This is a genomic window from Paenibacillus xylanilyticus, from assembly GCF_013359935.1.
In the GTDB taxonomy this organism is placed as follows: Bacteria; Bacillota; Bacilli; order Paenibacillales; family Paenibacillaceae; genus Paenibacillus; species Paenibacillus xylanilyticus.
On sequence record NZ_JABMCB010000170.1, the window covers coordinates 149715 to 173355 of the forward strand.

26 protein-coding genes are annotated in these 23641 nt (G+C 47.4%); 18 read left to right on the plus strand and 8 right to left on the minus strand.

All coding sequences use genetic code 11. From position 1 onward, the window contains the following. Positions 1 to 40: 40 nt before the first annotated feature. A complete protein-coding gene (locus HP552_RS09785; protein WP_017692264.1) occupies positions 41 to 205 on the minus strand; it encodes a DUF1328 domain-containing protein in 165 nt (54 codons plus the stop codon). Positions 206 to 423: 218 nt separating this feature from the next. On the opposite strand from HP552_RS09785, the gene HP552_RS09790 reads away from it, so the two are divergent. From HP552_RS09790 to HP552_RS09840, 11 genes are all read left to right on the plus strand, one after another. Continuing rightward, a complete protein-coding gene (locus HP552_RS09790) occupies positions 424 to 936 on the plus strand; it encodes a DUF948 domain-containing protein (RefSeq protein WP_175395326.1) in 513 nt (170 codons plus the stop codon). Positions 937 to 1007: 71 nt separating this feature from the next. After that, on the plus strand, positions 1008 to 1544 hold the full coding sequence (locus HP552_RS09795) for a hypothetical protein (protein ID WP_175395327.1): 537 nt from the start codon (positions 1008 to 1010) through the stop codon (positions 1542 to 1544). Positions 1545 to 1645: 101 nt separating this feature from the next. Beyond that, positions 1646 to 1990, plus strand: a complete 345-nt coding sequence (locus tag HP552_RS09800; RefSeq protein ID WP_175395328.1) for a YflT domain-containing protein — start codon at positions 1646 to 1648, stop codon at positions 1988 to 1990. A 334-nt stretch (positions 1991 to 2324) separates the two neighbouring features. Further along, on the plus strand, positions 2325 to 3494 hold the full coding sequence (locus tag HP552_RS09805; RefSeq protein ID WP_175395329.1) for a PP2C family protein-serine/threonine phosphatase: 1170 nt from the start codon (positions 2325 to 2327) through the stop codon (positions 3492 to 3494). Beyond that, complete coding sequence (locus HP552_RS09810; protein WP_175395330.1) at positions 3491 to 7210, plus strand: response regulator; 3720 nt, start codon at positions 3491 to 3493, stop codon at positions 7208 to 7210. Before HP552_RS09805 ends, HP552_RS09810 begins: the two co-directional genes overlap by 4 nt. Before the next feature lie 71 nt (positions 7211 to 7281). After that, positions 7282 to 8154 carry a CheR family methyltransferase gene (locus tag HP552_RS09815; protein WP_175395331.1) on the plus strand — a complete coding sequence of 291 codons (873 nt, stop codon included), beginning with the start codon at positions 7282 to 7284 and terminating at the stop codon, positions 8152 to 8154. A gap of 16 nt (positions 8155 to 8170) precedes the next feature. Next, positions 8171 to 9844: a response regulator gene (locus HP552_RS09820; RefSeq protein ID WP_175395332.1), complete on the plus strand. Its 1674-nt coding sequence runs from the start codon at positions 8171 to 8173 to the stop codon at positions 9842 to 9844. Positions 9845 to 9930: 86 nt separating this feature from the next. After that, positions 9931 to 10269, plus strand: coding sequence for an STAS domain-containing protein (locus tag HP552_RS09825; protein WP_095361785.1), 339 nt, complete (start codon positions 9931 to 9933; stop codon positions 10267 to 10269). A gap of 18 nt (positions 10270 to 10287) precedes the next feature. Continuing rightward, positions 10288 to 10740, plus strand: a complete 453-nt coding sequence (rsbW, locus tag HP552_RS09830) for an anti-sigma B factor RsbW (protein WP_175395333.1) — start codon at positions 10288 to 10290, stop codon at positions 10738 to 10740. Next, positions 10737 to 11510, plus strand: coding sequence for a sigma-70 family RNA polymerase sigma factor (locus tag HP552_RS09835; protein ID WP_095292462.1), 774 nt, complete (start codon positions 10737 to 10739; stop codon positions 11508 to 11510). The genes rsbW and HP552_RS09835 overlap by 4 nt, the downstream gene beginning before the upstream one ends. A 125-nt stretch (positions 11511 to 11635) precedes the next feature. Continuing rightward, positions 11636 to 12664, plus strand: coding sequence for a magnesium transporter CorA family protein (locus HP552_RS09840; RefSeq protein WP_312884264.1), 1029 nt, complete (start codon positions 11636 to 11638; stop codon positions 12662 to 12664). A 13-nt stretch (positions 12665 to 12677) separates the two neighbouring features. Here HP552_RS09840 and HP552_RS09845 read toward each other — a convergent pair whose 3' ends face one another. From HP552_RS09845 to HP552_RS09860, 4 genes are all read right to left on the minus strand, one after another. Beyond that, positions 12678 to 13043, minus strand: coding sequence for a DUF5665 domain-containing protein (locus HP552_RS09845; protein ID WP_175395334.1), 366 nt, complete (start codon positions 13041 to 13043; stop codon positions 12678 to 12680). Positions 13044 to 13121: 78 nt separating this feature from the next. Further along, positions 13122 to 13529, minus strand: coding sequence for a YtxH domain-containing protein (locus HP552_RS09850; RefSeq protein ID WP_175395335.1), 408 nt, complete (start codon positions 13527 to 13529; stop codon positions 13122 to 13124). Between the two features lie 64 nt (positions 13530 to 13593). Continuing rightward, the gene (locus HP552_RS09855; RefSeq protein WP_175395336.1) at positions 13594 to 13851 is read right to left on the minus strand and encodes a GlsB/YeaQ/YmgE family stress response membrane protein; all 258 of its coding nucleotides are present in this window, start codon (positions 13849 to 13851) and stop codon (positions 13594 to 13596) included. A 128-nt stretch (positions 13852 to 13979) separates the two neighbouring features. Next, the gene (locus HP552_RS09860; protein WP_175395337.1) at positions 13980 to 14675 is read right to left on the minus strand and encodes a phosphatase PAP2 family protein; all 696 of its coding nucleotides are present in this window, start codon (positions 14673 to 14675) and stop codon (positions 13980 to 13982) included. A 177-nt stretch (positions 14676 to 14852) separates the two neighbouring features. Between HP552_RS09860 and HP552_RS09865 the strand changes: the two genes are divergently transcribed. Both HP552_RS09865 and HP552_RS09870 read left to right on the plus strand, forming a co-directional pair. Next, positions 14853 to 15872, plus strand: a complete 1020-nt coding sequence (locus tag HP552_RS09865; RefSeq protein WP_175395338.1) for an asparaginase — start codon at positions 14853 to 14855, stop codon at positions 15870 to 15872. Positions 15873 to 16015: 143 nt separating this feature from the next. After that, entirely contained in the window at positions 16016 to 16741 is a 726-nt protein-coding gene (locus tag HP552_RS09870) for a pirin family protein (RefSeq protein WP_175395339.1), read from the plus strand. Positions 16742 to 16853: 112 nt separating this feature from the next. On the opposite strand, the gene HP552_RS09875 is transcribed toward HP552_RS09870, so the two are convergent. Further along, a complete protein-coding gene (locus HP552_RS09875) occupies positions 16854 to 17078 on the minus strand; it encodes a DUF1128 domain-containing protein (RefSeq protein WP_175395340.1) in 225 nt (74 codons plus the stop codon). Between the two features lie 157 nt (positions 17079 to 17235). On the opposite strand from HP552_RS09875, the gene yyaC reads away from it, so the two are divergent. The 4 genes from yyaC (at position 17236) to HP552_RS09895 (ending at position 20973) form a co-directional block, all read left to right on the plus strand. Then, the gene (gene yyaC, locus HP552_RS09880; RefSeq protein WP_175395341.1) at positions 17236 to 17778 is read left to right on the plus strand and encodes a spore protease YyaC; all 543 of its coding nucleotides are present in this window, start codon (positions 17236 to 17238) and stop codon (positions 17776 to 17778) included. 109 nt (positions 17779 to 17887) lie between these two features. Next, complete coding sequence (locus tag HP552_RS09885; protein ID WP_175395342.1) at positions 17888 to 18682, plus strand: alpha/beta fold hydrolase; 795 nt, start codon at positions 17888 to 17890, stop codon at positions 18680 to 18682. A 214-nt stretch (positions 18683 to 18896) separates the two neighbouring features. Continuing rightward, entirely contained in the window at positions 18897 to 19586 is a 690-nt protein-coding gene (locus tag HP552_RS09890) for a DUF6483 family protein (RefSeq protein WP_175395343.1), read from the plus strand. 112 nt (positions 19587 to 19698) lie between these two features. Further along, a complete protein-coding gene (locus HP552_RS09895; RefSeq protein ID WP_217506370.1) occupies positions 19699 to 20973 on the plus strand; it encodes a class I SAM-dependent methyltransferase in 1275 nt (424 codons plus the stop codon). A 378-nt stretch (positions 20974 to 21351) separates the two neighbouring features. Here the strand turns inward: HP552_RS09895 and HP552_RS34960 are convergent, their stop codons facing one another. Together HP552_RS34960 and HP552_RS34965 are read right to left on the minus strand one after the other, a co-directional pair. Next, a complete protein-coding gene (locus HP552_RS34960; protein WP_246310827.1) occupies positions 21352 to 21507 on the minus strand; it encodes a hypothetical protein in 156 nt (51 codons plus the stop codon). Between the two features lie 165 nt (positions 21508 to 21672). Next, positions 21673 to 22026 carry a hypothetical protein gene (locus tag HP552_RS34965; RefSeq protein WP_246310828.1) on the minus strand — a complete coding sequence of 118 codons (354 nt, stop codon included), beginning with the start codon at positions 22024 to 22026 and terminating at the stop codon, positions 21673 to 21675. 133 nt (positions 22027 to 22159) lie between these two features. Between HP552_RS34965 and HP552_RS34970 the strand changes: the two genes are divergently transcribed. Next, positions 22160 to 23587 carry an O-antigen ligase family protein gene (locus HP552_RS34970; protein ID WP_246310829.1) on the plus strand — a complete coding sequence of 476 codons (1428 nt, stop codon included), beginning with the start codon at positions 22160 to 22162 and terminating at the stop codon, positions 23585 to 23587. Positions 23588 to 23641: the final 54 nt, after the last annotated feature.

Consider the following 23641-nt stretch of genomic DNA (forward strand, 5'->3'; position numbering starts at 1 on the left):
GTATGTAATCTTGTTAAATAAGTGGCGAGATTAACTTGATTCATCGCATTCGGCTGCGTCCGGTAATCAGGGAGATGACGAACAATACAACAAAGATGAAGAAGAGAACTTTCGCGATGGAAGCCGCTGCCTCAACAATTCCGAAAAAGCCGAAAATACCTGCAACAAGAGCAATAATCAGAAATAGTACAGACCATTTCAACATGAGTATTCATCCTTTCGTATAGAGATTCGGGGCGCTTAGCGTTAATGCCGCCGCCGTGTTGTAGTTGTTCTTTAACCTAGGGTTTTTACCTTGAAACATAAGGGCTTTTTCCAAATTAAGTATATGATGAAGTTCGATTCGAATTTGTTTCGCACTTGAAATGGTCGGGTAACTATAGCAATAACAAAACGATGTAAATGAGAAAGCGAGGTTCTTCTATGATCTATCAAATTAGTGTTGCCTTGATTGCAGTGGCGTTTGCAGTGCTGGTTTTCTTCTTAATTCGTACATTGAAATCTGCTCAAGGCTCGCTCGACAACGTATCCAAGACACTTCAGGAAGTTCAAAAGACGATTGATGAACTGAGCTATGAAGTCAAACAGACGGTAAGGCATGCCAACGATATTACTGTCGACGTACAGCACAAAATGAAGCAAATTGATCCGGTAATGGAATCGGTACAGAATCTTGGGGAGGTTTTGAATGAGGTGACAGAGGCTGCCAAACAGGTATCCACGACCATGATCGCCAAATTTCAAACCAAACGAAACAATCAAGAACAGCAGAACAAACGTTCAGAGGTAGCCAAAGTACAGACAACGCCTGCGACACCGAACGATCGGACCCTGCAAAGTTATCAAGCTACATATAATGATACTGCAAAGGGCGGGAAAAATTGGGTGAAATATATTGATCTGGCCGCAAATGTTTGGCAACGTATGCGCAAGTAACGTGACCGCTGTGTAATCCTGAATGTCTTTCAGAGCGGTGATGAACTGAACTAAATGAAAGGGTGAGAATCATGATGAAACTACTGCTTGTTATGTTTAGCGTAATTTCTCCCTTTTCCGTTCAACCGGCAGCAGCAGTACCTGCTGCTCAAGATATGCAATGGACGGTAGTGGAAGAGGAAGTACCAGAGGTTAATCTGGCTGCTGATCGATCCGGACCGGTTCAGCATTTTCGGACTCTGAATGGCATCTCTCTGAATGACAGCAAAGGTCATATTTTAGCAGAGAAAGGTCAGCCGCTTCAAAAGAAGGTAGATCCATACCTTGGTTGTCCTGAATTTGAATTCAATGATGTCAAGGTTGGGCTCTGTGAGGATACCGGAGAAATCCAGTATGTGCACATTGATGGAACCGAAGGCCGATTGAAGCTCAATGAGCAGTGGATCGACATGGATATTGAGTCCATCCGCGAGGTTTTGGGCGAGCCCTATGTTGTGGCTGAAGATGGAGAAGTGTATCTGCGAGGTCATCAGGCCATCAAGGTTTATATGAAGCCTGGCACCGAGCGGATTGATGGTGTTGATCTTTTTGAGGATCATCTCCAGTAAAAGGGAAAAAGTTTCTTCTAAAGAAGCGTTTCAATCAAATATCGTAAGGTTATATATTAAAAGCAGCTCGAAATGAAGATTATCAGAGGAGAGGGGAAACGATGAATTCAACCAATGCGCAAGTTTATGCAAAAGTGGTAGAAAACGGAGTCCAAGCGGTAGAAGCGGTGAAAGAACTGCAGAATACCGGATACCTTGCTGATCATATCTTCGTTCTGGCCCACGAGAAGGATCGTACGGATCGAATTGCTGATACAGCTGATGCCAAGGAGATCGGTATCAAGGAGGAAGGCGTATTCGATTCCATGGCGAATTTGTTCCGTTCACGTGGTGATGAACTCCGGGCCAAAATTGTATCCATGGGCTTTACCGAAGCTGAGGCGGACTTCTACGAGACTGAACTCGATAAAGGCAAAGTGCTTGTTATTGCCAAAAAGAAAGATTAATTGGTATACATGTTAACCGAAGCATCCTGAAAAGGACAGGCTTTAGGATCAAAAACATAGATAAGGAATGGGGATATCCCCATTCCTTATCTATGTTTTTGCGAGTTTGGAAGCGGGATCAGAACGCAGCAAAAACAGGGCAGCAAGCAGGTGTGTTTTCCTGTAGTGGTGCCATTTACTGATAGAAGTTTTTTGCTTTTGAGATTATAGTTATAGTAGGAAATATTATGTCTACCGCCGTATTGATCGCGAAAAATGTATATTTTGGGTTGTTACATGACTTGATAAAAATCGACAAACCCGGAACGGAACGCCACAGATAAGGGAGATAGAAATGAAAATACTTATTGTTGACGACAATCCGACGAATGTCATTATTATTCGAGAAATTCTGAAAAAAGAGAACTATCGTGACATTTTAACGGCAAGTTCAGCCATGGAAATGTTTGAAGTATTGGGAATTGGGGAGGAAAACAACGAACTCCGTCCGAAACCGTCGGATATTGACCTTATTTTGCTAGATATGATGATGCCTGAAATGGATGGGATCGAAGCCTGCAGAATTGTGCAGAAATTCGAAAATCTTAAGGATATTCCCATTATTATGGTTACAGCGATCGGTGACTCCAAAAAACTTGCCGAAGCATTGGACGCCGGAGCGTCGGATTATGTAACGAAACCGATTAACAAAGTGGAACTGATGGCCCGAATTCGCCTCGCTCTCCGTCTGAAGCAGGAAAAGGACTGGCATAAGGAACGTGATCAGCGCATCCAGGACGAGCTTAAGCTGGCTGCCATGGTACAGAATGCGGTATTAAGTCCGGCTATCGAAGATCCGTTGTTCCATGTCAATGCGATCTATAAGCCTTCATTCGAACTTGCGGGGGATCTGTATTCATGGTACCCACTTGGGGAAGGCCGTTACGGAGTACTGCTGCTGGATATGATGGGGCACGGAATCTCTTCCTCGCTGTTTACTATGTTCATTGCCTCGGTACTAAAAGATACGGTTACGACCTATGTGGATCCAGAGAAGGTGATTCAGGAGCTGAATCGTCGTTTTAACCAACTGCATTTGGAAAAACAGTTGGTACAGTACTACTTTACAGCTATTTACCTGGTTGTAGACACCCGAATGAAGCGTATTGATTATGTCAATGCAGGGCACCCACCAGCTTTATTTTTCCAAGGCGATGGAAGTGTAACCACATTTGATTCGGTTTGTTGTCCGGTGGGGTTGTTCGACAAAATGGATATTGAACCGCAGACCATTCATTATGAGGGTGAGGGACATATTGCACTCTATACGGATGGCTTAACAGAAGCTGTTCAAGGAGACCAGGAGGAACAACTCCAATTTTTGATTGAACAGTTAAAAGGTGAACATCAATGGAATGAACCTGCGATGCAGGCGTTATTTTTTGATGATGAAATTCCGCAGGAGCGGGATGATGATAAATGCTTGGTATGGATCACATTGAATAAAGGGGCGGAAGCTGAATGAAGATCAGGAATAAACTGCTGATTGGCTTTACTGCTCTCATGGCTATTCTACTTGTGCTCACTTTCGTGAGTTACGAGCGGATGAGTAGTGCCAATCAACAGATCGATCAGATGTATCAGGATCGTTATCTGAAAGTCAGGAACACTTCATCGGTACGTGGAGAGGTCAATGACATAGGAAAATTGCTGACTAACTTGTTGCTTAATCCGAACAATTCGATTAGTGCCGCCGATGGTGAACTCAAGGAGATGGAAGAGAGAGGAGAAGGCTATCTAGAGGAAGTACGTGCACGGGCAGATAGCGCAGGTGAGCATCAATTGGTCGACCGTGTCAATGAGGCCTGGGTAGCCTATGGTGCGTACTCAACGAGACAGCTCAGCCTCTTGTCTCAAGGGCGTATCGAAGATGCCAATAACTACCGTAATTCAACAGGGCTCGCTGTGCAAAAGGAAGCTGTGGATAGTCTGAATGCACTCTCTCGTTTTCAGGATCAGGAGATTGATACGGAGATCAAGCAAGCGAACGAGGAATTCAACCGTGCTGTTCAGATTACCGTAGGCATTATGATTGTCGGGCTTCTGTTTGCACTTGGCGTTATCCTCTGGGTGCTGCCAAGCATTACAAGAGGTCTGAATACGGTGTCGATGATGATTACAAGTTTTGGTAAAGGCCGATATCGCACGATCAGACGTATTCAGGTCAAGTCCACGGACGAGATCGGGCAGATTGCCAGTGTATTCAAAGATGTATCTGCTGATTTGGAAGAAAAACTAGAAATAGAGAAGGCTTATATGAAGGCCCAGCAGGATCAGAACTGGATGAGCTCCAATATAGCCAGAGTACCTGAATTGCTGCGCGGCATCGGTTCAATTCGTCAGATTTCGCAAATGTTTATTAGCGAGTTTACACCAGTGCTTGGAGCACAGCTCGGCGTGGTGTATCTGATTGATGAAGAGAAGCACCCCGATGAATTGAGACGGTATGGTGCTTACGCCTTTGAAGAGAACGAGGACGTTGGCAAGGAAGTATATCGGGTTGGTGAAGGGCTAATCGGCCAGTCAGCTCTCGATATGAAACCGATTATTCTAGAAAATACACCTGAAGATTATGTGAACATTGGTTCTGCCTCAGGCTCTACCCGTGCTACCAGTATCATGATTTATCCTGTCGTTTTTGAGGATGAGCTGATCGGTGTGGTCGAATTGGCTTCTTTTGAAGGGTTTAATGATCTGCATAAGCAGTTATTCTCCCAGCTGATCATGAACTTGGGCGTCATTCTTAACAATGTTCGGCGCCGCTTGCGCGTGGAAGAGCTGCTGCGTGAGTCGCAGGCACTTACAGAAGAACTTCAGGTGCAATCCGAGGAACTGCAAACACAGCAGGAGGAATTACGTCGCTCCAATGAAAACCTGGAAGAACAGACGGGGGCTCTTAAGCGCTCTGAAGAATTGCTCCAGCGTCAGCAGGAAGAGCTGGAACATTTCAATACCGAGCTGATTGCCAAGACCCGTGCACTTGAAGAGCAGGTTCGTGAAGTGGAAGAGAAAAATGACGAGATTGAGAAAACGAAAACACAGCTGGAACAGCAGGCGATGCAGCTGTCGATGACAAGCAAATACAAGTCCGAATTTTTGGCGAATATGTCGCATGAACTTCGAACTCCGCTGAACAGTCTGCTCATCCTGTCCCAATTGCTGTCTGAAAATAAGGAAGGCAACCTCAGCAGCAAGCAGCAGGAATATGCTCAAACGATTTATATGTCGGGCGCAGATTTGCTTAAGATGATTGATGAGATTTTGGACCTTTCCAAAGTCGATGCGGGCAAGATGGATATCAATTATGAGACGGTTCGAATGGATGAATTGACCGCTTTTGTGGAACAAAACTTCGGGCCTATGGCGAACAAAAAAGAACTGGATCTAAACATTCAATTCGACAGCACTTTACCTGAATGGGTGTATACCGACAGTCACCGTGTGAAGCAGATTTTGCGCAACTTGCTGTCGAATGCCTTTAAATTTACCAATCGGGGATCCGTAAGCATTATTGGACGGAAAATGACACCTGAGGAACTTCCGGGTTATCTGAATACCAATCAAGAGTATGTCGGATTTACCGTGAAGGATACCGGGATCGGAATACCTTCTGACAAAACGGATTTGATCTTCGAGGCCTTCCAGCAAGTTGATGGAACAACCAGCCGCAAATACGGGGGTACCGGACTGGGATTATCCATCAGTCGTGAGTTGGCACGTCTATTGGGCGGTGCGATCCAAGTCGAATCCTCCGAAGGTGTGGGCAGTGCGTTTACATTATACCTTCCTGACAATCATGAGGAAGCGGCTCCGGAGGACGAAGGAGTTATCGAAGCAGCCGCATCTGCAGAGTATGATTCGTCTGCAAGACGGTCCCGAACCTTGCGTTCAAGCCGGCAGACTGTAATTGCACCGGATCCTGATGCCACTTCCCTGATGGAGATGCCAGCAACCGACACAGCTGTATCCGTGCATGTAGAGGATGATCAGAGCAATCTCATCGAGGGAGACAAAATATTGCTCATTATTGAAGATGACGTCAACTTTGCTCATATTTTGATGGATATGGCCAGAGGAAGAGGATTCAAGGCGATTGTGGCAACGCAAGGAGACAAGGGGCTCGACATGGCCCGTCAATATTTGCCGGATGCGATTATTCTCGATATTCAGCTCCCGGTCATGGATGGTTGGGCCATCCTGGGCGAACTGAAAAGCAGCTCGGCAACACGTCATATACCAGTACATGTTATTTCTGTGATTGACGATATGAAACAGGGATTGATGATGGGCGCAATTGCCTACCTGAAAAAACCTTCCAGCAAGGATTCGCTGGATAAAGCCTTCTCGCATATCGAATCCTATACAGAGAATCAGTTGAAACGTTTGCTTATTGTGGAAGATGATGAAGTTCAGCGTAAAGCCATTATAGAACTCATTGGACATGATGATGTGGCCATAACCGCTGTATCTACAGGCAGTGAGGCTTTAACGGAATTGCATAGCCAGCGGTACGATTGCATGGTACTGGATCTGATGTTGACAGACATGACCGGATTCGAATTGCTGGATCAGATCAGGGATGATCAATATCTGAATGATCTTCCGATCATTATCTACACAGGCAAGGAGCTGGATAGCAAGGAAGAGATGAAGCTCCGCAAATATGCGGAGTCCATCATTATCAAAGACGTGAAATCACCTGAACGTTTACTTGATGAGACAACCTTGTTCCTGCACCGGGTAGAAGCCAATCTGCCGGAAGACAAGCGAAGAATTTTGCAGAAGCTTCATAACAAGGAGACCTTATTTGAAGGCAAAAAAATACTGCTCGTAGATGATGATATCCGAAACGTATTTGCACTTTCGAGTGTGCTTGAAGGTTACCGAATGGATGTTACGTTTGCTGAGAACGGGCGTGAAGCCCTGGAGATTCTGGATAAGAATCCGGAGATTGATCTTGTACTCATGGATATGATGATGCCAGAAATGGATGGATACGAGGCTATGACACGGATTAGACAGATTCCAAGGTTTGAGAAACTGCCAATTATTGCGCTGACGGCCAAAGCCATGAAGGATGATCGGGGTAAGTGTATTGAAGCCGGCGCATCCGATTATGTGAAAAAACCGATCCAAACGGATCAACTGTTATCATTAATGCGTGTGTGGCTGTATTCGTAACCCGATAGTTTGGGTAATGAACAACAATACATCTATTACGCAAGTAACAAATGAAGAAGTGGAGAGAATCTATGACACCGTGGGAACCTACCGAGGCTGATGAACAATCGGTCCGCATGCCGCAAGACGAAGAACGCGAATTGATTGAGATTGAGTTGTTATTGGAAGGTATGCACCGTCTATATGGATATGATTTCAGAAATTACGCATTGCCGTCTTTGAAACGAAGAATCTGGCATTATGCCCATTCGGAAGGTGTTAAGACGATATCCGGTCTGCAGGAACTGGTTTTACATGAGCGTTCTGCATTTGAGCGTTTCGTACAAAACCTGTCCATTCCTGTGACCGAGATGTTTCGCGATCCTACGCTGTTCCGGACGTTCCGTGAAAAGATCATTCCTGTGTTAAGAACATATCCGTATATTCGGATTTGGCACGCGGGTTGTTCCACGGGCGAAGAAGTGTATTCCATGGCGATCATGCTGCATGAGGAGGGTCTCTATGATAAGGCACGCATCTATGCTACCGACATGAATGACCGTTCTTTGCAGCAGGCCAAGGAAGGCGTATATGGCATCGAAAAGATGAAACTATACACGACAAACTATTTGGAGGCAGGGGGTACAAGAGCCTTCTCCGAATACTATACAGCGAAGTATAACTCCGTTATGTTTCATCCTTATTTGAGGAAAAACATTATTTTTGCGGAGCATAATCTGGCAACTGACCGGTCATTTAACGAGTTTAACGTTATCTTTTGCCGCAATGTAATGATTTATTTTAATGATGAACTGCGGAATCATGTGCACGGGCTGTTTCATGAGAGCTTGAGCCACTTCGGCATCCTTGTGCTGGGATCCAAGGAATCAATACATTTTACGGAATTCAGCGATGCCTACGAGCCGTTAGACCGGACGGAAAAAATATACCGGAAGATCAAATAGGGGGTTAGGGTTAGCCATGGGGCTCAATGAACCAATCCACATATTATTGGTAGATGACCGCCCCGAGAATCTGCTTGCTTTGGAAGCAGTATTGGAATCGGAACAATATAAACTCGTCAAGGCAACTTCTGGAGAAGAGGCACTTCGATGCTTGCTTAAAGACGAATTTGCGGTCATTGTGCTGGATGTGCAGATGCCTGGAATGGACGGAATTGAGACAGCAAAGTTAATTAAAGCGCGCGATAAATCAAAGGATGTACCGATTATTTTTATCTCTGCCAACAGCAGGGAAGCAGAACATTTATTTGCCGGGTATTCGGCGGGTGCCATCGATTACATGGTTAAGCCGTTTATTCCTCAAATTTTAAAATCGAAAATTGATGGGTTTGTTGAAATGTTCATTACAAACAAACGGCTGAAAACCCAAACCATGCTGCTTCACCAGAAAACACAGGAACTCGAAAAAATGAATCAGCAGCTTATTCAGGCCAAAGAGGAAGCGGAGATTGCGGCAAATGCCAAAACCGAATTTCTCGCCATGATGAGTCATGAGATCCGGACACCGATGAACGGTGTCATCGGTATGGTTGATTTGCTGATGGAGACTGAATTGAAAGACGATCAGAAAGAATACGTCGATATCGTAAGACGAAGTGCGGATGCACTTGTAACAGTTATTAACGATATTCTTGATTTTACGAAAATGGAATCCGGGAAGATGGAGCTCGAGGAGCATCCATTTGATCTCGTTACATGTATAAAAGAAGTTCTGGGCCTGTTTGCTGTGGAAGCGGGGAAGAAGAATCTGGAGCTGGACTACTTTTTGGAGGATTCTGTCCCGGAACTGGTTTATGGAGATATGGCGAGACTGCGTCAGGTCCTAATGAATCTGATTGCCAATGCAATCAAATTTACGGATCAAGGCGGAGTGTATCTGATCGTATCCATTAACGAAGAAAAAGACGGCAGAATGACGCTGGAATTTGCAGTAAAAGATACAGGGATAGGCATTTCATCTGACAAAGTGGATCGCCTGTTTCAACCATTCTCCCAGCTTGATACATCCATGACACGCAAATACGGCGGAACCGGGCTGGGACTGGCTATTTGCCGAACGCTAGTGGAAATGATGGGTGGGAACATCTATCTGGACACGAGCGAAAAGCGTGGTGCTACCTTTATCTTCACAATTCAGGTTCAGCGTTATGTAGAGACGGAGCTGTTAAATGGGAATGGAGAAGAACGATCGGAGGATATGGAACGTTATGAAATGCAGCCTTCCGTATTAATTGTCGATGATCATCCGATTAACCAGAAATTGATGGCCATTATGCTTAGCAAGCTGGGCTTTATCTCGGATACCGCTGAAGATGGACAGAAGGCGCTGGATATGGTTCTAGAGAATCCGAACTATGATTATATATTTATGGATTTGCAAATGCCGGTGATGGATGGCTTGGAATGTACACGCAGGATACGGGAAAGTCTGCCCAAAGAAAAACAGCCTGTCGTATTGGCCATGACTGCAAATGTAATGGAAGGTATCCAGCAGCGCTGCCTGGCTGTCGGGATGGATGATTACATCAGCAAACCCGTCAAAATGGGAAGTGTGAAGCAAAAATTGTCACGATTTCAGGAGGAGCGGCAAATCTACAAATCCCCCTCGTCAGCCATGAATCATGCCAATTGAAATAATTGTTAATTTGCTTTTTGTTTCATGTGGGCTCAAGTTGGGTTATTAGGTAAGGAAACCATTGATCAGGAGAGAGATGTCTAATGAATACAAATAAAAATGAAAAATTCAATGCAAAGACCGAAACACAAAACGGCGTGTGCACGGTATACCTTACTGGCGAACTGGATTTGTCAGTAGCTCCTGAATTTCGTTTGGTCATGGAGCCGCTTGTGGACAACAAGGAACAGGATTTGATTATTAACATGAAGGACCTGAAGTATATCGATAGCACAGGGATTGGAATCCTGTTATCTGTTCTGAAAGCACGACATGGAATGGAAGCACGCTTTGAAGTACAAGAAGTTCCTGCGCAGATTCAGAAGCTTTTTGATATGACGGGTATTGCCAAATTCTTTGTCTCACAGAAGAATTCCCAATAGGAAAGGATCGAAAAAGGAATGAATGCAGAAGTTCAAAGAGTCACCCTTAACTTACCGGCGACAGCTGATTACGTGGATATTGTAAGACTTAATCTTTATGGTGTTGCGTCCAAAATGGGATTTTCTTATGAGGACATTGAGGATATGAAAGTTGCTGTATCTGAGGCTTGTAACAACTCTGTACTTTATGCCTACTCACACGAAGGCGGCATGGTTGAGGTTGTTTTTGAAGTGGACAGCGACACGCTGGCAATCACAGTCAAGGATGAAGGTGCAAGCTTCGAAAACGTCAATCCTGCAGTATCGCGTGCAGGCCTTCACGACACTGAACTGACAGATGCCCAAATTGGCGGACTTGGATTCTATCTAATGCAAGCCCTGATGGATGATGTCAGCGTGGAAAGTGAGACGGGCAAAGGTACGAAAGTAGTACTCGTAAAACGTCTTGCAAGAAGTGAGGAGAAAGTATGAATGAAAAAGTGACTCCCCCAGAGTCCATGTCTGAATCCGTAGGTTTGATCTGGGAGTACCAGCAGACCAAGGATAATGAAATTGCAACAGTTCTTATCCGTAAATATGAACCGATGGTAAAAATGGCGGCAGGTAAAATTGCCCGGAATCGTCCGGATCTGTATGAAGACTTATATCAGACCGGCCAAATGGCTCTGATTCGTCTTCTTCAGCAGTATGATATTAATCTCGGTATTCCGTTTGAACCATATGCTATGAAAAGTATGATCGGTCATATGAAGAACTACCTTCGGGACAAATCTTGGTATATTCAGGTACCACGACGAATCAAGGAAAAGGGTGCTCTTGTACAGCATGCCATTGATGAATTGACGGTGAAGTTTGAACGCTCACCAAGTGTGGATGAGATCGCTGAATACCTTGATCTGACCCCTGAGGAAACCATCGAAGTGTTGGCTGGTCGGGAATGTTACCACTATGTTTCACTCGACTCCCCTCTATCTCAGGACGAGAGTGCAGCAACGCTTGGTGAACTGATCAGTGCAGACGTGAACGACTTTGATTCGGTTGAAAAACGGATGGACTTGCAACAGGCATTGGGACAGTTGAAGGAACAGGAACAAAAGGTGCTTATTTTGGCATTTCAGGATGGTCAGTCTCAACGGGCAATTGCTCAGAAATTGGGCGTATCCCAGATGAGCGTTTCCCGAATTCAGAAGAGAGCTACTGAAAAATTGAAACAAATCATGTCAAATGCTTCAATGTTATGAAATGTGAAGCCCTGATGTTGTTAAGTACGGCATAGAGAAGGACACGTGATTCCACTGGAATACATACGTGTCCTTTTTTGAAATTTGTTCAGAGATATGATTTATAGGAAAGCGGGAGTGGTATTGTGACGTTGGATAAGGTCAAGCTGGCAGACAGGCGAGACAAATTATCTTTTTCGGGGCAGTGGGAATGGTGGGACTGGGTGGCACCAGAAGAGGGGGACATGGCTGAGGTATTGGAGGAACTCACAGAAGTATTCCCAGAGATGCAGTATTGGCTTCGCAAAATTCCCGAGGTGCATTCCAACTATCTGTCTGTACGATTTTTGAATGGGACAGAGCCAGTCATATTTGGTTCACTACTGTACGCTGTCAAAAATGAGAAAGATAGTGAACGCAAGGATAATCAGATGTTCTTCTATGTAGACCAAAACAGCTTGGTAACGATCAATTTGGACGATAACACAAGGGGGATCATGAATACGGGGGAACGTTCAGCCATGCTGCAACAGTGTACCACGGCTCGCGACGGGATGTTTGTACTGTTCAGAGCCATATTGCACTATTACCATGTAGGAATGGATCAATTTGAAACACATTTGCGGGAACTGGAACGAAAGATGGAATTACGTAATGCCCGGACACTGATGGACCAGATCCTTGAGGCACGTTTTGAACTCTTGTATTGGAGCAATTTGTTTATTCCCTATTCCGAATTAATGGCTGCTGCCCGTGAAGCCTATCTGGACGAAATGGAGGACAGTCGCTTCTTCAAGCAGCTTCAGCACCGTATAGAGCGTATGGAGCGCTTATTTCAGCATTATGAAAAAGAGATCGACACACTCATCTCGATAGATAATGCGACTTCCGGTGTACGTGGTAATGAAATTATGAAGACACTAACCATCGTTACTTCAGTATGTACGCCCGCAACGGCTGCCGGTGCAATCTGGGGGATGAACTTCGAAAACCTGCCTTTGATTGATAAGACATGGGGGGTTGTATTGGTCATCTCACTCATCCTTGCCAGCATGGCCAGCATGTATGTATGGATGATGATGAAAGGCTGGACCGGAGATCTGTTAAGGGTGAAGCCCACGCAGCGACCGGCTGATGACCCCGATAAACGAGGCAAATCCGTGCGGAAAGGATAATCGTTCTTATCGCCTAGCTCTTGTAATCTTCAATATACCCAAGCAGATCTGCAATGTATTGTCCTACAATCGGCATGTTCACAAACTGGCTGAGTATAAGTCCCAGGAGACCCAAGACAACGAAGGTTCCCAGTGTAAGTCCGAGTCCTCTTGCCATACCAGCCGTGAAATTGGTAATGATGCGTTTTTTGGGACTGGTGTAATTCTCGATAATATCCTTAATCTGTGCTTTTTCCAGACTGTCTGCAAGCTGGTCCAGTCGCGTGTTCAGCTTTTTTACTTCATGGCGCAATTCAAAAGGGTGTTCTGCCGTGTCATACTGCTGTGATGGTTTAGTTCCGGTAACGGGGGTGTTTCCGTTTAATGTGACTTTACTCATGTCAGTCCTCCTCCTATTACACTGGATGAAAAATAGCCAGCTGAAACTCAGCTGGCTATTGACCATTCGCTCAAGCCCTTACAGGCTGGTCGAATTCAGCTCTTTTCGTGTATCTTCCTTTGCATCCTCGGAAGCGGAAGCGACTTCGCTGGTCGCTTTGGTTGCTTCATCAGCTACATCTGCGGAAGCCTTTCTTACCGAATCCATAACATCGTTACGGCCTTGGTTTACTGTTTTGGCGATATCCGACGTTTTGGTAGAAACCGTTTTGGCCAGTTCAGTCGCCTTGTCGGTTACGACTGCCGCAACTTCCTTGGTACGATCAGTAACCATACCAACCTTCTCGGAGAGGTCACCCCGGAGCTCCCGTCCTGGTTTAGGAGCGAAGAGCAATGCTGCTGCTGCTCCCAGCAAACCACCGATGAAAATACCTTTGGCGAAAGTCGAACCGCTTTGTACAGGATATTGATCTTCTGCTTTATTCATGTCAAATCACTCCTTTTTTAAATTAAGAAACGAATAACGAAACAACGAACACCTTGTTGACCGATCAGGCAGCCTGTCTGAACAGTCTGGACACAAGCCCCAGCAAAAAGACAAAGAGCGCTGTACCAATGATGGCAGGGATAATAGCGAAGTTACCGATAACCGGTCCCCAGTTACCAAGCAACAGTGCGCCCAGCCAAGCTCCAACAAATCCGGCAATCATCGCTCCGATGATGCCTCCTGGCATATCGTGACCGGCAAGTGCATCTCCAATCAGGCCGATGATAACTGCCAATACAATGCTAAGAATGATGCCCCACATAACAACCGCCTCCTTTACACTTGATGCAGGATGTTGTCTGTTCGCGTTTGCTTACTTCGTATATAAACGCCGTGCATCAAGCTGAAACAACTGAAACAGATATGGGCAAGCTGGAAGTGGAAAGAAACTCAGATCATTCGTTTCATTGCACCCATCATGCAGACGAGCCAGGCCAGTCCGGCAACGAATCCGGCAAATACGTCTGTAGGATAATGCACACCAAGCATAATTCGACTTATTCCGATGAGTCCAATAAACCCTATACCGCAGACAATAGGCAGTATGATGGAGGCGGATCTTCTCTGTCTTTCGATTGCCCAGATTACAAAAAACATGCCATAGAACCCCATGGAAATCATGGCATGACCACTGGGGAAGCTATATCCATGAACCACCATTAAATGATCAAGTTCAGGACGGCTTCGACGAAAAATTTCTTTCAGTCCTGTATTAAGAAGCCACATGACTGCAAAGCTGCCAAGGATTACATAACCATAGATAAAGGATCGTGGACTGCGCTGTATAAAGAATAAGGCTGCCGCACAGATTGCTGCCAATGCCGAAATTTTGAAAGAACCGATTGCAGTAATGAAGGAAATGACAGGCAGCAGTGCAAGACGAGATTCAGAATGGAGATAAAACCAGTGTTGAATCTGATCATCCAACTGAATGATAAAATGTGTCCCTAGCCAAGCACCAACTACGGCCAGAAGGATAACAAGAGCAGAACTGAACAAAACGCCTACTCCACTCCAGACAAAGAGGGAACGCCAGGATAAACGCGGGGAACTTCCAAAGAAAGATGAATTGCTTTCACGCAGCATGATGGGATCTCCTTCAATTAAGATTGGTTATTAGTTCCAGATTGGTATAGGCTTACCCGAAAAACATGTCGAAAAAACTGAAAAAACATCGTTTTTGTACTATAATTTAAAGATATCCCATGCAGCGTAATGACGCAAAGCAGAGATGAGACTGGGAGTATAAAGGAGAGAACTCGCATGGAGAGTGCGTTGTTAGTTAAGGAATATCGTGCAGGCGTTATGGAATGCGCCCACTTTGGACACATAAGCATCACGAATGAGAAAGGGAATGTCGTTTATTCAGCGGGGAATCCGCACTTTAGAGCGTTTACCCGCTCATCTGCCAAACCTTTTCAGGCCATTCCAGGCATTCGTGCAGGTATTGCAGCCCACTATGGGTTATCATCCAAGGAAATTGCAATCATGGCATCTTCCCATCGTTCGGAGCCCGAGCACATTCAGGTGCTGGAACAACTGTCGGCCAAAATCGGTTTGGGAGAAGAGTGCCTGATCTGTGCCGCCAGTTATCCGTTGAATGAGGAGAGCCGGAATCAATGGCTGCGCAGCCAGGGGGAAAAACGGCGTATTTTGCATAATTGCTCGGGTAAACACCTCGGTATTCTGGGTTACAGCCGCATGAAAAATTTCGATCTGGAAAGTTATGCCGAAAGAGAACATCCAGTGCAGCGTGAAATTTTGGAGACGATGGCTGGTATGGCTGGAATTGATCAGAAGGAAATTGAACTGGGGACGGATGGCTGCGGCTTTCCGGTATTTTCGCTGCCATTATCGGCCTTGTCGAATGCTTATTTGAAGCTCGCCTGCCCGGATTTAATCGAAGATGCCCCGACACGGGCAGCGGTAGAAACCATTACGTCGGCAATGAACGACCAGCCTCTTATGGTTGGAGGAACTGGACGTGTCGATTCGGTACTTCTTGAAGACAGCAACATTGTTGCAAAAGGTGGATTTAAGGGTGTATTCGGTTTTGCCTTGAAAAAGGAAAGACTCGGCGTAACATTTAAGGTGCTCGACGGTTCTGAGGATGAATGGGCATGGATTGCTCAATCCATTCTTGAGCAGATTGGATATTCCAACCGGACCACCATTGAACGGCTGTCCCATGTTTTTCCTCCCGAAATTCGCAACGATGCTGGAAATATCGTAGGACATACAGATTGTGAATTCGTGCTTCACTCACCTGATGAAAGCGTATAACCATAAGCTAGGGGCGTGATTAGAATCCCCGGACCTCGGGTAAAGATGAGATACCAACTGGTATTGATTTATAAGCATTCATATACACGCAAGACCTGCTGCGCAGGTAAGCGGCAGCTCTAAACCCTTGGAGGTGGATGAACATGATTAAAGTAGTGACATCGGAAGAAAGGCACACGTCGGATCGAGGTTGGATACACAGTGAATTCAGCTTTTCTTTTGCGGATTATGACGATCCAAGCAACGCCCATTTTGGCTGCCTGCTGGCCCATAATGACAACACGCTGATGCCGCAGGAAGGCTTTAAACGACATCCACATCATGACCTTGAAATTGTTAGCTATGTTATATCCGGTAAGTTGAAACATACAGACAGCATGGGAACCGAACAGGTGCTTGAGCCGGGAACCGTACAGGTGATGAGTGCAGGAACCGGGGTGGAACATTCGGAAACTAATCCGTCTGAGGATGAACCGGTGCGTTTCCTGCAAATGTGGTTTCTGCCATCTCAGCGCATGCTGAAGCCATCGTATACAAATCAGCGATTTGAGCAGCAGGCCCAGCTTAACCGTCTGTGTCCCATTGTTTCCGGGCAAGGAGGGGAAGGGGCCGAAGGCGCGCTGCACATTTCCCAGGATGTGACGTGTTATCTGACCCAATTGGAATCCGGGAAAAAAATCATGTATCCACAGCATGAAGACAGGCGCACGCATTTTTTCCTGATCAGTGGCCATGTGGAGATCACATGTGCGGACGGGAACTTTAACCTGAAGCCAGGGGATGCTGCCCGTATTCGCAAAAGCTGTGATCTGCAAATTACGAGTACGGGGAGCGAATCCGCTGAATTCGTACTGGTAGATTTGCCTTAACAACAAGTCATGCAGAGCAAATGATTGGTTTGCATAAGAACAAAAAGGACCTGTTCTCCCATGAAGGGGAGAACAGGTCCTTTTTGCTGAAATCTGCTGAATTTGGGATTAGCTAAACTTTACGAAGTTTTCCGAGTTCGGAAGCAACAGCTTCCACTTCGGAGATACTGAGATGCTCTTTGCCCAGGACCATCTCGTAAAGGTCGTACAGATCCTCGTACTTGTCCAGTGGGAAAGCCGAAGCCTGCATGGCTGCACCGCTGGCCATCCGCAGCTTGGTTTTAATCGCTTCAATCATATATTCCATGTTGGCAGCGTTCGCTTGTGTTAAATCCATCGTTATGTCCATCCCTTCCGTATCGGAAACTGTAGTCATTGTATCATGATTGGACAGGCACAGGCCAATGCTTTTGCGGGTATAGCTCTTATCGGATAAAATATGAATACAACCATCGTTTAATGTGGATCGTTACGTGTAAAGGAGAGGAAACAGATTGGCAGCATACAAGCGGGATTTTGTGCGCCACCAGGGCCGGGAAATCCCAAAAAGTGTTTCGGGAGAAGAACTGATCCCATTTTTCAGACACATCTACCAGAAACATTCACCTGATGAAATAACATTTGTCTGCATTGGTACAGATCGTTCCACTGGAGATGCACTTGGGCCCCTCACCGGAACCCTGCTGGAGGAGCATGGAGTCGGCCATGTCGTGGGGACGCTGTCTGTCCCTTGTGATGCAGATACGCTAGAGAAACGAATGGCTCAAATTCCGGCGCATCAAGCGATTGTTGCGATCGATGCCTGTCTCGGTCCCAAACATGCAGCGGGTACATATTATCTTTCGCACCGTGCACTCCTTCCGGCAGAATCGGTGGGAGGCAAACTGCCGCCCGTTGGACAATATAGTGTGGCAGCAGTCGTAAACACCAATGGACCGAGGCCATATTCCATCTTACAGATGACTTCGCTTCACTTCGTAATGGGTATGTCCCGAACGATCGCCGATGCTGCGTTGGAAGCCTGGAAAACAAGATAAACGTTTCATTCATGGGATGAAAGCTTAATAATATACAACTTGAACTACAAGAAGCTTGTTATATAAAATGAACGTGATCAATTCAATTCGCGCAGAGAGAGGGATTCATATGGAAAAAGTGATGTGTGATGGAACGACGATATGTTATGCCGAACAGGGTAAGGGAGAAGCCATTATTTTGCTCCACGGCTACTGCGGCAGTTCGTCCTATTGGGATGAAGTAGTGCCGGAGCTGGCACGTCATTATCGCTGCATCGTACCCGATCTGCGTGGACACGGCAAGACAGACGCGCCTATGGGCAATTACACAATAGATCAGATGGGTAATGATGTCCTGCAGTTAATGGATGAACTGAACGTGGAAAAGGCAGTCCTGCTCGGACATTCAATGGGAGGATATATCGCCCTTTCCATCGCTCAACGCCATCCGGAACGATTAAAAGCTTTTGGTTTAATTCATTCTACTGCATATCCGGATAGTGAAGAGGGCAAGGAGAAGCGCCTTCGTGCAGTATCCACCATTCAGACAGAGGGCATTGTAAGCTTTGTGGATGGATTGGTTCCAGGCTTATTCGCTCCGGAACATGTGGAATCATTATCGGCACAAGTATCACGTGTCAAGGAAATCGGGTACCAGACCGCACCGCAGGGAGCTGCCGGGGCCGCACTGGCTATGCGGGAACGTCCGGATCGCCGGGATGTTCTATCAGCTACACCGCTCCCGGTTTTGCTGGTTGCAGGCGAGAAGGACCCTATCATTCCGCCGGAACGCACTTTTACAAGTGACAAGCCGCATATCGTCCAAGCAGTAATTGCCGGTGCGGGCCATATGAGCATGTATGAGGCACCGGAACAGTTGATTCAGGTCATTCAACAATTTATGAACGGATTACCAGAGGCATAACTTACGGGAATTAACCATTTACCGGATTACTTTTTCACTTCTTGTGGAATGTCACCATGACAGGACCCCTGCCACGTCTTCATACGACGGCAGGGGTTTCTTCGAGTTACGGCATCCATGAGGCAAGAAACCAGCTTTGGCTTTTTGTCATGGCATGGATTAAACTAAGGATAATGGATGATGATTCGAATGAGCGAACGAGGGGGCATATCTAATGTTCAGAAAAGACTATCTGCTCCGCATGATTGAGGAAATGACCGAGGCGATCGGCAAAGCATTAACACTCCGACAGCAGCGGAAACATACGGAGGCGCTATCGGAGCTGGACGAGCTGCTTCGCAGGCAGTTTGGCATGAACTTGTCTCTGCTGAACTCTCTGCCTGCCGAGGATGTCATTGAAATGTTTCGTTTTCGCGGGATCATTGAAGTGGACAATCTGCAGCAAGCCGCCCGGCTGATTGAAGAAGAAGCTTATATTTACGCAGAGAAGGCCAGAGTGGAAGGTATCAGTGATCAGGAAAAACAGGATTCAGAGGATGAAGGACTTACCCGGTTAATGAAATCATTACACTTTTATTTATATGCCCTGAATCATGGTGCCAACCCGAGGCTGCTGGAAGCACCGGAACGCGTCGAATCCATACTGGAGCAAACAAAGGAATACGAACTTCCTGCCCGTACGGAAAAACAGCTTGCGCTGTATCGTGAACAGCAGGGGCGATATGATCAGGCCGAGAACAGCTGGTACAGGGCGCTGCAGGTTGGGGATGGACTTCCCGTGAATTATCGTGACGAGGTACGGTCCTTTTACGAACGTTTACGCAAGCTTGAAGACGAGCAACTGGAGCAAGGTGGCCTGCCACGTGAAGAAGTCGAGGAAGGACTCGCTGAGTTAACCCGCTGAGTGGTGGGGAAAAACAAGTGACAAATGCATTAGGGCTTGTTAGGTGCCTTTACTTGGAGAGCCAACGGAATTGTGGTATGGTTACGGTTGACCAAACCAAATCGAAAGTGAGATGTACCCCGTGGATTCATTGCGAAAGCTTATACAAGACATCTTTGAACAGAATTCGCTGATTACAGCGACCTGGAGCCAGCTGCGCAGACGGGACAATGTCTCGTATACCAAAGTGCAAGTCAAGCCGGTAACGCTGAAGAATCAGCTGCATTATCAATTCGCATTTCATTACAACAACAAAGTGCTGCACGAGAATTTGACTCCGGCTGAGGCGATAGAACGCATGACTTTGCTGTGCGAAGAGACGTTTCGTCAAGGGCTGCTCTGTACGACAGAGGCAGATTATCAAATTTTGATCAGCAAAAAATATAAAGTTTCCATCCTGACCAAATCCCCATCCAAGACGGCGGTGGATCTCTCGCATAACCGCAAGAAGCAATATGTGCTCGAAGATGGAGTCCCTGTCTCCTTTTTGGTTGAACTGGGGATTATGAATGAAGAAGGCCGGGTACTGGCCCGCAAGTATGACAAATTCAGACAGATCAATCGTTTCCTTGAGATGGTTCAGGATGTCATCCCGCACCTGCCGGAGGGACGCCCGCTTACCATTGTTGATTTTGGCTGCGGCAAGTCTTACCTGACTTTTGCCCTGTATCACTACCTGTCGGTACAACAGCGCAGATCGCTTAAAATTATCGGTCTCGACCTGAAGGCAGATGTTATTGAACATTGCAATGATCTGGCAAACAGGCTGCACTATGGTGATCTGAAGTTCCTTGTTGGTGACATTGCAGATTATGACGAATTGAATGAAGTGGATATGGTCGTGACCCTGCATGCCTGTGATACGGCTACAGACGCTGCTTTGGAGAAGGCAGTTCGTTGGGGCGCATCGGTTATTCTCTCCGTACCGTGCTGCCAGCACGAATTGTTTGATCAGATCGAATCCCCTGTGATGAATCCGTTATTGTCCCATGGCATTTTGAAGGAGCGCTTCTCCGCACTGGCGACAGACGCCATTCGTGCCAAGCTTCTGGATCTGATGGGATACAAAACGCAGCTGCTGGAATTTATCGATATGGAGCATACACCGAAAAATATATTGATTCGTGCCGTACGCGGCCAGGCAGGTCCAATGACTGACATGTGGAGGGAATACACGGAATTCCGTGATTTCCTACATGCCGATCCGTATTTGGAGCGCGCTTGTGCAGATCTGCTGCCGGATGGTGCCAAGTCGATTGGAACAACAGAGACCGTTGTGACGGAAGGGAATGCAGAGCGTTCATCCGAAAAATCCACAACCGGTGCAGATTCCTGTGATCATTGCTGAATGATCTAAAGGTTAGCCGATAGTTGAAGATCGTCTGCCATGTCCATGAATGGGACATACTGGTAGGAGGGTCTCGCCATGAATGCGAATAAATGATGTATTATATATGAATCGAAATGACGACGATTATGCATAAGACAGAAGACCCTATGAGGGAGCTTCTGTCTTTTTTTATTTTTAGTGCACGCTGAGCATGATCGAATAGGATTGGGAAATTTGCGATTATGGTTCAACAAGATGGAAAGGAGGTGGGCGGATGGAAAAGCTAGGAGACGATGATCGTACGGTTAAGCATCAAAACCACAAGGATCAGCCTGGGATGAAGCATTCGGTATGCGGTATGGAGCCAGCACTCTATACGGCGGGAGGAACCTTGCGTTATGACGTTAAGCAGAAGAAGATGACGAAGTGTGAGATACAGAATTCGGCATTGACGATTACGCTGGGCTTGATTGGTTCGATCATGTTGATGGCTGCATGTCTGGGGAGAGGTTTGTATTTTCCTGGGGATGTATATCGGGTCATTCTGTTCACCGCCTGGAGTCTCCTGATGGGAGGGAGCACGCTGCTTCTGTTATTCATACTCCAGAGAAGGAAAAATAATATCCTCTCCAGTGGAGGTAACAAACAAACGAAAATGCGACTTCTGCAAATGACTCATACTCGCTGGGTGATCTGGCCCGTTGTGATGATGTGTTGTTATGGTCTCCACGCCTGGTCAGGTTCTGTAAGTACACAAGGCAGTTTGGATGAAATGCTGCGTTGGGGTCTGCTGGCTATGTTTGCCCTGTTGGCAGGGATACTGGCTTCGCGCATGAATGGCTTGCGATGGTTTGCCTTCGGCTGGCAGGCAGCAGGCGGCCTGCTTGTGCTGAGCGGCATACTTGCCGTGTGCGGTGTCCTGCCGCTGCCCTTTGGGGTCATGCGGACTGCCGACCCCGAGATCAGTTCCGCCGGCGCGAGGCTCGGCGGGCTGCTGCAGTACCCCAATGCGTACGGCGCCGTTGTCGGCATGTACGCATTGGAGCGGCTGGCTGCAGTTGCGCGTGCCATGGCCCGGCCTGTGCCGGCCTGGCGGCTTATCGCAGCAGCGCTGCCGCTTATGCCCGCGCAAGCTGCGCTCCTGCTGAGCGAGTCGCGCGGCGCCTGGCTGGCGACCGGCCTCGCCGCAGCCTGCGCCTTCGCCTTGCAGCGGCGCGGGCATCGCCTGCCGCTGCTGCTGGCCACGGCCGCGCCTCTGGCGAGCGCGGCCTGGCTGTACGGCCAGCTGGCTGCTGCCCAGCTGGCGCCCGCACCCGTGCCCGGCCTGCTGGCACTGGCCGGGGCATGGGCAGCTGCGCTGCTCGGCACGCTGCTGCTGTGCCGCCTGTGGCACTGCGGCGCCAGAGCGCGCGCCGCAGCCTTGACGGCCTTGGCGCTGGCGGTTACCGCCGCCGCCGCGCTGGCCGTGGCCTCCACCGCCGAACGTCTCACGGCGGGTGTCGGCACAGGGCTGTCCCGCCTTCAGATGTGGCGGGACGCCCTGGGGCTCTGGACCGAGGCCGCATGGTTCGGCCACGGAGGAGATACATGGCGCAGCATGTACCGCGCCATCCAATCCTCGCCATATGTCGGCGGCGAGGTACACAATGGCCTCATCGACATTGCCCTCGATACAGGCTTGATCGGCTTAATCATCATCTGCACCTGGTTTGCTTTCAGCCTGCGTAATACCAGGGAGCATGCACCTGGGCTGATGCCTTCCATGCTTGTTTTTGTTTTGCATGGGGCCATGGATTTTGACTGGAGCTTTACGCTCATGTGGATGCTGTTTATCTGGCTGGGAGCCTGGGCATACGCATATAAGAATGAAAGGCATATGTCCGCTGCTGAAGAGCTTGCTCCATTCCATGCGAGACAGGCATCCGTGTCATACACGAGTGATCCATCCACACAACAATCACGCTTGCCTGCTTGGTTTCGTTATCCAGTTATGCGGGCAATGCCAAGGGTAACCGGACTGGCCATTGTGATTTGGCTTGGGGGAACTGTATGGCTGGCCAGTCAAGGTGTAATAGCCGAAGCGCAATACCGCTCGGCTAGAACTGCAATGGAGGGAACCAATCAGCAAAAGGCAGCATTTATTGCTGCTTTTCAGTCGAATCCGTACAGGCCGGAGATCATCATCTCCCTTTCACGTACGTTTGAATCAAATGATGCAGAAGCACTCCTGCTGAATAGCTTGTCCCACTCCCCGGGAGAGCCGCAGCTCTACCAGGAGCTGGGGGAACGTGCAGCCCAAGCAGGGCGGGGAACACAGGCTGGTGCTTACTTTGAGCAAGCAATTGCCTTGAATCGATATGATACCCGTAGTCATTCCGCTGCCTTGTACTGGATGGCTTATGCATCACGGCGGGAATGGGCTGCCGGTTACCCGGATCGAGCCAGGCAGACCGCCGCCGCAGGCGTGCGGATGTATGACTATTATGAACAGTTGAACGAAAAAGTGACTGCGCGGAATGCTCGCAATGATCGCCGTTTTACCCTTGATCAAAATGCCTTCAATTATGGCAACCATCTGCGCATACTCGCATCGGCTGCCAAACCTTTGGAACAGATCGAACGAACTCCCTGAACATTTGCGTCTTTCGCTTCTATAGGACTCTGATATCTGACGAGTTATTCTGGA